The organism is Faecalicatena orotica, from assembly GCF_003149245.1.
GTDB classification, from domain to species: domain Bacteria; phylum Bacillota; class Clostridia; order Lachnospirales; family Lachnospiraceae; genus Faecalicatena_A; species Faecalicatena_A orotica.
The window spans coordinates 53,452-66,825 of sequence record NZ_QGDL01000014.1; the positions used below are offsets into that span (position 1 = coordinate 53,452).

10 protein-coding genes are annotated in these 13,374 nt (G+C 42.5%); all 10 read left to right on the plus strand.

The features are described 5' to 3' along the window. Nucleotides 1-831: a carbohydrate ABC transporter permease gene (locus A8806_RS20055; protein WP_109732949.1), complete on the plus strand. Its 831-nt coding sequence runs from the start codon at nt 1-3 to the stop codon at nt 829-831. A gap of 99 nt (nt 832-930) precedes the next feature. Then, nucleotides 931-2,676 (plus strand): sensor histidine kinase, encoded by a 1,746-nt coding sequence (locus A8806_RS20060; protein WP_109732950.1) that lies wholly within the window; start codon nt 931-933, stop codon nt 2,674-2,676. Between the two features lie 69 nt (nt 2,677-2,745). After that, nucleotides 2,746-4,245 (plus strand): response regulator transcription factor, encoded by a 1,500-nt coding sequence (locus tag A8806_RS20065; RefSeq protein ID WP_181368805.1) that lies wholly within the window; start codon nt 2,746-2,748, stop codon nt 4,243-4,245. 53 nt (nt 4,246-4,298) lie between these two features. Then, on the plus strand, nt 4,299-5,417 hold the full coding sequence (locus A8806_RS20070) for an ROK family transcriptional regulator (protein WP_109733052.1): 1,119 nt from the start codon (nt 4,299-4,301) through the stop codon (nt 5,415-5,417). Between the two features lie 276 nt (nt 5,418-5,693). Then, nucleotides 5,694-6,209 carry an RNA polymerase sigma factor gene (locus A8806_RS20075; RefSeq protein WP_109732952.1) on the plus strand — a complete coding sequence of 172 codons (516 nt, stop codon included), beginning with the start codon at nt 5,694-5,696 and terminating at the stop codon, nt 6,207-6,209. Continuing rightward, nucleotides 6,206-6,967, plus strand: a complete 762-nt coding sequence (locus A8806_RS20080) for a hypothetical protein (protein ID WP_109732953.1) — start codon at nt 6,206-6,208, stop codon at nt 6,965-6,967. The genes A8806_RS20075 and A8806_RS20080 overlap by 4 nt, the downstream gene beginning before the upstream one ends. After that, nucleotides 6,939-7,811 carry an ATP-binding cassette domain-containing protein gene (locus A8806_RS20085; protein WP_109732954.1) on the plus strand — a complete coding sequence of 291 codons (873 nt, stop codon included), beginning with the start codon at nt 6,939-6,941 and terminating at the stop codon, nt 7,809-7,811. Before A8806_RS20080 ends, A8806_RS20085 begins: the two co-directional genes overlap by 29 nt. A gap of 1 nt (nt 7,812) precedes the next feature. Beyond that, entirely contained in the window at nt 7,813-9,048 is a 1,236-nt protein-coding gene (locus A8806_RS20090; protein ID WP_181368806.1) for an ABC transporter permease, read from the plus strand. Nucleotides 9,049-9,223: 175 nt separating this feature from the next. Next, nucleotides 9,224-11,923 carry a translation factor GTPase family protein gene (locus tag A8806_RS20095; protein ID WP_109732956.1) on the plus strand — a complete coding sequence of 900 codons (2,700 nt, stop codon included), beginning with the start codon at nt 9,224-9,226 and terminating at the stop codon, nt 11,921-11,923. A 365-nt stretch (nt 11,924-12,288) separates the two neighbouring features. Continuing rightward, nucleotides 12,289-13,314, plus strand: a complete 1,026-nt coding sequence (locus tag A8806_RS20100; protein WP_109732957.1) for a zinc-dependent alcohol dehydrogenase — start codon at nt 12,289-12,291, stop codon at nt 13,312-13,314. Nucleotides 13,315-13,374: the final 60 nt, after the last annotated feature.

The following is a 13,374-nucleotide window of genomic DNA, read 5'->3' on the forward strand; positions in this document are numbered from 1 at the left end:
ATGAAAAAGAAAAAAAGATTATATCTTCTGGGTGATGTATTAGGAGTTGCGGCTGCATTTATCATATTTATTGTACCATTCGCTTTTATGCTGGTAAATGCACTCAAAGAACGCAGGGAAGCCAATCTCCTGAGTATCGCACTGCCGACAGAATTCCACTGGGAAAACTTTGCCGAGGTGTTTAAGGCGAATAATTACCAGATACTTACGGCTTTTAAAAACAGCGGACTGATCGTGGTCGGTTCTGTCCTGATTCTCATTATCGTCGGTTCTATGGGAGGCTATGTTCTCCAGAGAAGAAAAGACCGTGTGATGGGTATCATGAATTCACTGATCATGGCAGGGCTGATGGTTCCGGCCGCAATACTGCCTACGATCTGGGTATTGCAGAGAATTCACCTTTATAAAACAATATGGGGAATGATCCTGATAGAAGTGGCCCTTCAGATTCCATTTACGATCATGCTTTTCAGAGGATTTATGAGTTCCATCCCGATAGAACTGGAAGAGGCAGGGTATATGGACGGATGTTCAAAATGGAAGATCTTTTCCGCTATTATTTTTCCCTTGCTCAAGCCGGTTACATCCACTGTGATTATCCTGAATGCAGTTACTATCTTTAATGACTTTACCAATCCTCTGTACTTCCTTCCGGGGGCAGAGAACGCAACCGTACAGCTTACACTTTATAACTTTATGGGGCAGTACTCCAGTTCTTACAATATGCTTTTTGCCGATGTAATACTGATAACAATTCCGATGCTCATACTTTTCATATTCTTCAACAAGAGGATTGTAGAAGGAATGGTTGCAGGAGCAGTCAAAGGATAAATAAGAAAACTATAAGACCGGATGCAGAACCGTGACAGATACGGTTCTGCTGCCAGTCTTTTTGTGATATAATGCATTTACTTGGAGAGGGGGGACGGCATGAAGTTCCAGAAGAAAATCATTCTTGTCTATACAATTTTTTCTGTCCTGATCACAGGAATCTTCGGGGCGGCATACTATACTTTGAATGTCAGGCAGTACAAGGAGCGGGAATACGGGAATATCCGGACTGTCTCGAATGTGAAGCTCCAGCAGATGGAGGATACGCTTGAGAGCATGGAATCTGCCATTACATATGTCCTGTCGGATATTGAGGTGCTGGATGCCCTGAAAAAGCTTGCCACACTGAAAACAGACTCCTATGCGGACATGTATTTCAGCGACTCCACTGCCACTGTCCGTGCAAAAATTAACTCCTACTATTTAATGGAAGAATTTTACCGCATGGTCTTTTTCAATAAGAACGGGAGGACCATTGCAAATAATAACTATACAAACACCGCCCTGAATACAGATGCCTCCTATCAGACCTACCCGTGGGTGGAAAGGGTGAGCGGGAAGGGCGGCAGGAATGTGCTCATAGGACTCCATGAGGATGACTGGGGCAGCCGTTCCAAACCGCAGGTGATCTCTGTCGTGAAAGAGATACAAGGGATGGAGATGGGATATCTGGAGGTGCAGAAGGACAAGGCTTCACTAGATAAAATGATCGCGAATACAGATGAAAACATAACCTATATTTTCATGACGAAAGAAGGGGAATTCCTGTATTCGGATGCACGTCAGGTCAAGGCAGAGTATTATTGGAACCTGATGCAGGGCCGTGATAAGGATATCGAGGAGATTGAGACCGCGGATGGTGAGAAGGCATTGTGCCTGATGCAGGAGTCGGATACAGATGATATTGTCCTTATGACAGTCGCACGCATGGACATCAGCCAAAGCGCAGCTATGGAGGTGCTCCCGGTATCTTTGCTTCTGTTGTTCGTGGCTCTTGCCCTCTCACTTGGGTATATTTACCTGACTTCACGGCAGCTGACCCGGCCGATCCAGCAGCTGCAGCATTTTATGGAGACGACCCGGCTGGATAATATGGAGGCTGAGATTCCGGAAAAGATTTCAAATGATGAGATTGAATCCCTGTATGTCTCCTACAAAGACGTGCTGAACCGCCTGAACACATCTATGCTAAAAGAAAAGCGTATGTCACTGCTTTCGCTCCAGGCACAGTTCGACCTCCTTCAGGCACAGGTGAACCCGCATTTTATCTATAATGTACTGAACGTAATTTCCAACCGGGGCATGGTGTCGGATGATGAGGTGATCTGTGATATATGCAGTGAACTGGCGGGGATGCTGCGCTACTCGACAAACACGAAGGATAAGTACGCATCGGTGAAACAAGAGATCGAATATCTGGAACTCTATCTCGGCCTGCTGAAACACCGTTATGACTATAAGCTCTCCTATGAGATCCGGATAGATGAGGCACTTTATAACAAGCCGCTCCCGAAAATTGTCCTGCAGCAGATCGTGGAAAATGCGGTTAATCACGGGTACGGGTCAAGTTCTGATATCATCAGGGTGGAGGTTGCCGGGGCACTGACAGAGGATGGCTGGTTCTTGAAGGTACATGACGATGGAAATGGAATAACGAAAGAGAAACTGGACGAAATAAATAATAATATTTCTTCCATAAGGAATAAACTGACAAATGACCGCAGCGGTGTAGAACTTGAAATAGGTGGAATGGGACTGTTAATACTTATGCACGCCTGTATCTTTTGTACAACGATGATCTCATATTTGAGATCCGCCCGGGAAAAGAAAAGGGGACGGATGTGATCATCGGATGCAGGGAAAAAAGAAGGCAAAGTGCAGAAGATCTGAGTATAGAACAGAGGAATGATAAAAATGTATAAAATTATGGTAGTAGAAGATGAGCCTACGGCGCTGAACCATGTATGCATGATTCTGAAAAAGAAATGTCCACAGTATGAGATTATGGGGACGGCGGAAAACGGCAGTGAAGCACTCAGGTTGATCCGGGAAGAACAGCCGGACATCCTGATCTCTGATGTAAAAATGCCCGTGATGGACGGAATACAGCTTGTTGCAAAGGTGAAGGAAGAGTTCCCGGAGGTGCTTTCAGTAATCGTCAGCGGCTATTCTGAATTTGAATATGCCAAGGGTGCCCTCCAGTCAGGGGTATGTGATTATCTCTTAAAACCGCTGGCTCCATCGGATATGAAGAAGCTGATGGACCGGCTGGAGCCGAAGCTGAATACGTTATATTATGAAAAACGAAACAGGCTGTTAAGATCACTCTGCAATGGGAAACAGGCGGAGGATGCAGACCGGCTTTACCGCTATTTCCCAGCAGGAAATTACTATGCGGCCATATACCGGAAAAACGGCCTTCCCAAAAGATTTTCCAGAAGAACAGGCGTCGAAATATTTTCTATGGAAGAGGAAAAAGTGTATATCTATGGGCGTGACGAAATGGAGGCACTGTATCTTTTCCCCGAGGAACTACTGTTTTCAGGAGACTTCAAGGGAATGGCGGAGCGCATTTTTGAGAGGGAAAAAAGTGGTTATACATATCAGACGGCAGTTGTGTACAACGAATCATTCCCTTTGGAGGCACTTCCCGAAATCGTGAAAAAGCTGTACAGGAGGCTGGATGAATCGGTGGTAATCGGAGAAAACCAGGTGTTGTACCTGAACGGCGACAGCCAGGAATGCCGGAATCCGGGGGAGGAGGAGACGGCCAAAAAGCAGCTTGAACAGGTAGAATACTGCATCCGATATAAAGAGGATAAGAAGTTTCCAACAGAATTGAAGAAATTATTTGATATATTTAGGAAACAGAAAAGTAGTCAGATTTATGTGGAATCTGCAGTGAAATATATTTTTCAGCTGGTACGCAACCTTTATCCAATAGAGAGGGAATTTGTCGATCTGGAGTTTATGATAGACGATGCCTTTTACTATGCGTCCGATATGGATGAACTGAAGGAGAATATACTGACGGTCATCAGACAGTGCATCCCGGATATGGGGAAGGAAAAGATTGATAATAAAGAACAGCTTTTCCATTCTATCTGTTCTTACATGAAGGGACATATGGATGAGGCAATGACGCTGGGCAGTATCTGCAGGCAGTTTGGTGTATCCCAGACATCCTTAAGCAGGATGTTCCGTACATATGAGGAGACTTCTTTCAGCAATTACCTGACCAGTATCCGGATGAAAAAAGCAATGCAGATGATGGAGCAGGACCCGGAGGCCTATATCAAGGACATTGCCGAGCGGGTGGGATATACAGATCAGTTTTACTTCAGCCGCATCTTCCGGTCAGTGACGGGGGTCTGCCCTAAGGAATATATGGAAAAAGCAATGTTGCAAATTTAGTTCAGAAGGGGTAAAATTCTTTTATAAAACGATTTATGGAAGGAACAGGGGATATGCATAAGGACAGCGGCACGGATAAGAAGAAAGCAAATTTAATCAGGGTGGCCAGGTTCATCCTGCACAGGCGTGTGACCTCTAAACCCGAGATCGCGGCAACATTAGGTTTAAGCATGCCAACCGTCCTGCAGAATGTAAAAGAGCTTATCCAGCGCGGGATTATCATTGAGAGCGGGGAATATGAGTCTACAGGCGGCAGGAAGGCAAAGGCACTTTCTGTCAATGCAGGCTTAAAGTATGCCGCCGGTATCGATATTACGAACAACCATATCAGCTATGTCATGATCGACCTGACAGGGGAACTTACGGCAAAGGTAAGGGTCCGTGAGAAATTTGAAAATTCACTGGAATATAATGAAACCGTATACCGCCATTTCAGGGAATTTGCAGGCCAGTCAGGGATTGCGCACGATAAGCTTCTGGGGGTCGGGATATCATTTCCGGGAATCATAGATAAGCAGTATGAGACACTGCTTATTTCCCACATTCTGCGGGTACAGAATTTAAGCCTGAGAAACTTAAGCCAGCTCTTTGAATATGACGTGCGGTATGAAAATGATGCAAACAGTGCCGCGATGGCAGAGATGTACAGACTGGAAAAAAATGCAGTGTACCTGTCCCTGAGCAATTCTGTAGGCGGATCATTCTATGTCCACAACGGGATATATGAAGGCGACGACTACAGAAGTTCCGAGTTCGGCCATATGGTCATCGTTCCGGGCGGCCGCACCTGCTACTGTGGAAAACAAGGGTGTGTCGATGCCTATTGTTCTGCGCAGGTACTGGCCGGGCACACAAACGGAAATCTCGAACAGTTTTTTGAAAGGCTGGATAAGGGCGATACAGATTTTCAAAAGATCTGGGATGAGTATCTTGAGTATCTCGCAATTACTGTGACCAATCTCCGCATGGCTTACGACTGTGACATCATCCTGGGAGGATATGTGGGCGGATATATAGGTAAATATATGGCGGAACTGAGTAAAAAGGTTGTAAAATATAATGGTTTTGAAAATGATACCACTTATCTGAAAACATGCAGCTTCAAAAAAGAAGTTTCGGCCGTGGGGATTGCCATGAGTTTTGTGGAGCAGTATTTTGAATCGCTGGAATAGGAGCCTATCTTTATCACAATCAACCCCATCTTAGTCATTTTGAGCAAAATGACTAAGATGGGGTTGATTTTTTTAAGTCCGGTACAGGCATTGAAGACACCAGAATCAATAGACAGACTATGCGAAGTATATAACTATGCTGTGATGAAGTTTGTAAAATCCAAACGGGTGTCGAGATATCCTGTGACTGTGTTGAATAACTAAAATAAAAAGATTAAGAAAAAGTTGTTTTTTTTCGAAGAACATTCGTTATATATTATATACGGAGGAATCATAGTGGATGGAAGAAAAATGATAAAGAATATAATAACAGGCGAAAAGGAGTCCGTAGATACTCTGATTCAAATGTATTACGGCGATGTGTATGCGTATTGTTATCGCCACTTGTTTAATAAAAACGTGGCTCAAGATATTACTCAAGAAACTTTTTTGCGCTTTTTGAAAAACATAGATTCATATAAACATATAGGGAAATTAAAAAATTATCTATATATTATAGCCAAAAATATTATTAAGGATTATTTAAAAAAGCCTGATGGAATATATCCGATAAATGTGGGGCTAGAAACAGAAATTTACGACATAGAAAATACAATGCTAGAAATAGAGATAAAACATGTTTTAGATTTTCTTGACACAGATGAAAGGGAATTAATAATTTTACGATATTACGAGGATATGACTTTTGCAGATATTTCTAAAATATTAGACATGCCAGTGTCTACGGTTAGATACTCATTGAAAAAAGTAGAAAAAAAGATTGGTAATAAGTTAGGAGGCGAATATCGGTGAAAAATCATAGAATAAAGAAGAAATTGGAATTTGACGTCCCTCCATATGATGTGGAAGCGTTTGAAAAGACATTATTATTAGCAAAGAAAATGGAATTTGGAGCAGAAACGTACAGAATGACAGAGATACAAAGTGTATTAACACAAGTAAAATTTATCCCTTTAAAAGTATGGATAATAAAAATCATTATAGCTGCTTTTTTAAATATAGGGATACTATCCGAGAGTAGAAATGGGACAGGGAGCTTCTGGACGATAATGTCAATAATTATCCCATTGTTATGCTTGGCAGGCACAAATGAAATATGCAGTATTTTACAGCCGAACTTAAAAGGGTTATTGATGACTGCCCGTTATTCGATAAGAAAAGTTCTTTTGATCAGGCTAATGTTATTTGGGATAATTGATTTTTTGATTTTGGCATTCAGTATTACAAGTGCTTTTTTATTAAAACTCTATTTTGGGGGAACGGATTTACTTTATGTTATTGCACTTTACAACTTAATGTGTGGAGGATGTATATATATAATTAACCATACAAAAGAAAAAGATGTGATTTTCATATGTTCTGCATGGGGTGGTGCATTGACTATTATGAACTTGGTTATAAAAAGCATTTTTGATGAAGTAATAATTGACAAGCTAAATGTCCTATTGTTAATCATTATTTTATTGAGTATTTGGAAGGAAGCATCAGAAATCAGAAATATGTTAGGAGGATTACAAGAGGATGGAATTAGTGGTCAGCAATTTATCTAAGCAGTTTAAAAACAAATTAGCAGTCAGCAATTTGACAATGGCGTTACAGGAAGGTGTTTATGGACTTTTAGGGGCCAATGGTGTTGGGAAAACGACATTGATTCAAATGCTATGTGGGATATTATCTCCCACGGCGGGAGAAATAAAGTTTAATGGGAAAAATATCATTGATCTAGGAGAAGATTACAGAGATATTTTGGGATATGTGCCTCAGGATTTTGGGTATTTTCCAGAGTTTACAGCTCAAAAATTTATGTTGTATATTGCAGCTGTAAAGGGATTACAACCACGATACGCTCGAAAACTTACTCATAAATTATTAGGTGAAGTAAATCTATTAGAAAATAAAGATAAAAAAATAAAGACATATTCGGGAGGTATGAAAAGAAGGTTAGGAATTGCGCAGGCTTTATTAAACAATCCGAAAGTATTAATCTTAGATGAACCAACTGCAGGATTAGATCCAAAAGAAAGAGCCTATTTCAGAGGAATGATATCAGACTTATCTAAAGATAAAATCGTGATCTTTTCGACCCACATTGTCTCAGATGTTGAATATATTGCGGATGAAATTATTTTTATGAATAGTGGAATGATTGAATTGCGCGGAAGCGTAGGAGAATTAACGAAAACCTTAAGGGGAAGAGTTTGGGAAGGATATATATTAGAAAAAGATGCTGCAGAATATGGGGGAAAATATAATTTAGTAAACTCACATTATGCTAACGAAAAAATTTATATACGATTTATTTCTGATAATATTCCGTCACCAGTTTTCAAAAGTGTAGAACCAACATTGGAAGATGTTTATATTAACATATTCAGTTCAAGGGAGATTAGCTAAAATGAAAAGATTGATTTATTACGAGTGGCAGCGCATATGGATGGGAAAATTAATTAAGCTGTCTATAGTTGGCTGCTGCATATTTATTGCCTTTTGCGTTTATTCTAGTATATCACAAATCAGTGCGACTGATTTAAACGGTATGACACATTCAGGTTTGCAAGGTGCAAAGGTATTAAAAGAAACCAGACCGGAGCAAGTTTTGCATGAAAGCAGAGTCAAAGAAATCATGGCAGAATATTTAGCATATACATCAGACAAGGACACTGCATCAGATTTAGAAAAATTTCAATATTTAACGGAAGAGATGTATTTGAAATATTATTTACCAAATAGAGAATTACTCACTTTGATTGCATCGGTTTATACGCCGTTAGGTCAAAATTATAGTTTGAAAGAAACTTTTGAAAACAACCTCAATGTGGATTTTGATTTTGCCAGGAACGAGAGAGTTAATGAATGGCTTCAGATAAAAGAGAACCAAGGGCTTTTGAGAAATGTAGAGAAAACATATTGGTTAGAAAAAGATTCACAAATTCAGACATATAAATATGGATATTATAAGGGGTGGAACAGTATTTTAGATAGTGCCAGCTGGCTGATTATGATTATGATTGTGGTTTGTATAGGTACAGCACCAATTTTTGCAGGGGAGTACCAAACAAAATCCGATTCGTTGTTATTAACTTTAAAATATGGGAAAAATAAACTTATAAAAGCAAAACTTATTTCTTCATTATTTTACGCCACTCTGGTATATTGGGCAATTGTATTGAGTTATTCATTGACATACCTCTTTTTGCTTGGATTTGATGGAGGTGATTTACCAATACAATTAATAAATACATCGTACCCAATAAGCTATAACTTAACTATAAAACAAGGTGTAATTATTTTGTTACTACTAATGTACGCAGCGGTAGTCTTGATGGTGAGTGCAACCCTGTTAATGTCATCTGTTTTTAAAAGTTCGTATACGGTTATAATTTTAGATTTCTTGTTAATTGCAGTACCATCATTTTTATATTCAAATATGGGAGGATATGTATGGCAGCATATTTTGATTTTACTTCCATCGAAAATAACAGAGTTTAAGTTTGATGACTATATAACATATTCCGCGGGGAACATAGTCTTAGATCGTTCCCGGATGATGATTATGAGCTATGTGGTTCTGTGTGTTCTGTTTATTGGAATGTCTTACCGCAAGTTTAAGAACCATGAAGTTAACAAATAAACGGATGTTCCTCTTCAAAATAACACAAACCTTTATATTTTTTCAAACAGTACTGAAAAGTGATGCTTGAAATAACAGGTTATAAGATTAACCTGTTCGCAGAGCATAGTGTCTCGACTAACACCTCCCCTTGTGATATACTTTAAAATATGTTGTCACAAGAGGAGGTGTTTTCATGGGCGAACAACAGCCAAAAAGAGTAAAAAAGCATATCTGTTTAGGGATTCTGGCCCATGTCGATGCAGGAAAAACAACTTTGTCGGAGAGTATGCTGTATACAGGGGGCAATATCAGAAAGCTTGGGCGGGTGGACCATCAGGATGCCTTTCTGGATACATATGAACTTGAGCGTGAAAGGGGGATTACGATTTTCTCGAAACAGGCTGTTATCTCGTGGAAGGATCTGGATATTACATTGCTGGATACTCCGGGACACGTAGACTTTTCGGCGGAGATGGAACGTACGCTGCAGGTTCTGAATTATGCAATTCTTGTGATCAGCGGTGCAGACGGCGTGCAGGGACATACCATGACACTCTGGCGTTTATTGAAGCAATACCGGATTCCTGTCTTTCTCTTTATTAATAAGATGGATCAGGAAGGAACAGATCGTGAGTCAATATTAAAAGAATTAAAGAAACGTTTAAGTGATGGATGCGTTGATTTTACGTCGCTGGATGATCTGGGATCGGCAGATGATGCGTGGCTTGAAAATCTGGCTGTCTGTGATGAGGACATGCTGGAGGAATATCTGGAGACAGGGGGCGCAGCACCATCCACTGTTATCAGGGCAGTGGCCGGCAGAAAAGTATTTCCCTGTTATTTTGGTTCTGCGCTTCGTCTGGAAGGGGTGGAAGGGCTTATGGAAGGGCTGCGCAGATTTACGGTCTGCGCGGATTACCCGGAGGAATTCGGGGCAAAAGTGTATAAGATAGCCAGAGATGAGCAGGGCAGCAGGCTGACATATTTAAAAGTGACGGGCGGTGTTCTCCGGGTGAAGGACGTGCTTCCGGGAATGGAAGAAAAAGTGAACCAGATCCGTATTTACTCCGGGGCAAAATACGAGGCAGTACAGGAAGTAGCCGCCGGAGGGGTCTGTGCAGTGACAGGATTGGGAACAACTTACCCGGGGCAGGGGATTGGAGCAGAACGGGCAACGGATATGTTTGTTCTGGAGCCCGTCCTGACGTACCAGATCCAGCTTCCTCAGGGGTGCGACGTACACAAAATGCTAAAGAACTTAAGACAGCTGGAGGAAGAGGAACCACAGCTCCATATTGTATGGGAAGAACAGCTGGGGGAGATTCATGCACAACTGATGGGTGAGGTTCAGATTGAGATACTGAAAAGCATCATCAGAGAGCGGTTCGGTGTGGATGTTGAATTCGGAACGGGAAATATTGTTTACAAGGAAACGATAGAGTTTCCTGTTGAAGGAGTCGGACACTTTGAGCCGCTGCGCCATTATGCGGAGGTGCATCTGTTACTGGAGCCGGGAGAGCGGGGGACAGGACTGCAGTTTGCGGCGGAATGCAGTGAAGATATTCTGGACAGGAATTGGCAGAGACTGATCCTGACGCATTTGGAGGAAAAGGAACATAAGGGGGTACTGACCGGTGCCCCTGTTACAGATATGAAGATCACCCTGATTACCGGAAGGGCACATTTGAAGCATACAGAGGGAGGAGATTTCCGGCAGGCGACTTACCGGGCGGTCCGTCAGGGACTGAAGAAGGCGAAAAGCATCCTTTTGGAACCCTGGTATGAGTTCCGGCTGGAAGTACCTCAGTCATGTATCGGGCGTGCGATGGCGGATATCCAGAGGATGCAGGGACGGTTTGAACATCCCGGGACGGAGGGGGAACTGTCCATATTAACGGGAACGGCCCCGGTATCCGAGATGCGCGGATATCAGACAGAGCTTTTGTCCTATACAGGCGGACAGGGACGGATGTTCTGCAGCCTGAAGGGATATGAAGCATGTCATAATGCAGATGAGGTGATCGAGGCGGCCGCATATGATTCAGAATCTGATCCTGATAACCCGACGGGATCTGTTTTTTGTGCGCATGGGGCGGGCTTTATTGTCAAGTGGGATCAGGTAGAGGAATATATGCATGTTGAAAGCGGCTGGAAATCAGACACAGAAGTAAATGATCCGGTCAACGTATCAAGAGAAAACAGGTCTGTATCAAGGATTGAACTGACACAGGAAGAACTGGATGCAATCTATAGAAAGACACCGGACCCGGTGAGAAAAAAATGGAACACGTCTCCGGTTACGATCCGGGCAAAGGAAAAAGGTGCCCCGGACCCAAAATGGGAAGAACGTCAGAATGAGAAACAGAAACAGGAAGAATATCTGCTTGTGGATGGCTATAATATTATCTTTGCGTGGGATGAACTAAAGGAACTGGCAGAGGTCAATATCGAGGGTGCCAGGGACAAGTTAATGGATATTTTATGTAATTATCAGGGGTATAAGAAATGTACACTGATTCTTGTCTTTGATGCCTATAAAGTAGAGGGCAATCCCGGTGAAGTAATAAAGTATCATAATATCTATGTCGTCTACACAAAAGAAGCGGAGACCGCGGACCAGTATATCGAGAAGACAGTACGAAAAATGGGGCGGAAATATGCGGTTACGGTAGCAACGTCGGATGCTCTGGAACAGGTGATTATCTTGGGGCAGGGGGCACAGAGGCTCTCTGCAGCAGGGCTGAAGGAAGAAGTGGAACTGATGCTTCAGGAGATACGGCGGGAATTTTTAGGCAGGGGGCCAGAGGAGAGAAACTATCTTTTTGACTATTTGAGCAAAGAGCTATCGGATGAGATGGAGGCGGTCCGTCTCGGGGACCGGACAAAAGAATAAAGCTATAAGCATAGAGATATGTATAAACAGGATTTTTGATGACAGGAGCTGTTATTAAGAATCCTGTTTTTTGTTACATACAGGGAAAGTACGTTCTATGAAACAAAAAGCCTTTCCGGCGGATGCGTACTGCGGTGTAAGCGGCAGATGCCGCGATGTGACTGCCACAGGTGCGAGTTTCGTTTGCGAACCGGATTAGGTAAAAATGTATAAATATGAATTGGTGTTTTTGTGGATTTAGCTGAAATGAAAAAACTTTCATAATATTTCTTGACATTTTTTGGATCTGGAACAATAATGTAATTACTTTAATAAAACATTTAATAAAAGATAATATCAAACAAAATTTAAAGGAGGAAACAATTATGCTGCAGCAAGTCATGACAGAACCGAAAGTAATCACATTCAGGGAGGTGCCGGCACCAGAGCCAGAGCAGGGGGAGATTTTGGTTAAAGTAATGAACATTGGAATCTGCGGTTCAGACATCCACGTTTATCACGGACAGCACCCATTTACATCCTATCCGGTTACCCAGGGACATGAGGTATCCGCAGAGATCGTAAAGCTGGGGGAAGGCGTAGAAGGCTTTCACGAAGGTGAAAAGGTTACAATCCAGCCACAGGTGGTCTGCGGGGAATGTTATCCGTGCCGGCATGGAAAATATAACCTTTGTGAGGAACTGAAGGTCATGGGATTCCAGACGACAGGAGTGGCCTCGGAGTATTTTGCCGTAGATGCGGCAAAGGTGACGCCTCTTCCGGAAGAAATGAGTTATGAAGAAGGCGCTATGATCGAACCGTTGGCGGTTGCCGTCCATGCAGTAAGACAGGCCCAGGATGTCAAAGGAATGAAGGTCGCCGTTCTCGGGGCCGGCCCTATTGGGAATCTGGTGGCACAGACGGCACTTGGCATGGGTGCAGAGTCTGTCCTGATCACAGACATCAGTGACCTTCGTCTGGAAAAAGCACATGAGTGCGGAATAGAACATACAGCCAATACACGGAATGAAGATTTCGGTGATGCCATGCTCAGAGTATTCGGGCCGGACAAGGCGGATGTCATTTATGACTGTGCCGGAAACAATGTGACGATGGGGCAGGCGATCCAATATGCAAGGAAGGGCAGCACGATCATCCTGGTAGCCGTCTTTGCCGGAAAGGCAGAGATTGACCTGGCAGTACTGAATGACCACGAGCTGGACCTGAACACAACCATGATGTACAGAAACGAAGATTACATAGATGCGATCCGTTTAGTAAACGAGAGTAAAGTCCATCTGCGTCCACTGATCTCAAAGACATTCTCATTCAGAGATTATGACAAGGCTTACCAGTATATAGACGAAAACAGGGAGACAACCATGAAAGTAATCATAAACGTACAGGAGTAGTCATAAAACCGCAAAGGGGTCAGACCCCTCTGCAAAAGGGTCTGACCCCTTTGTGGTTTA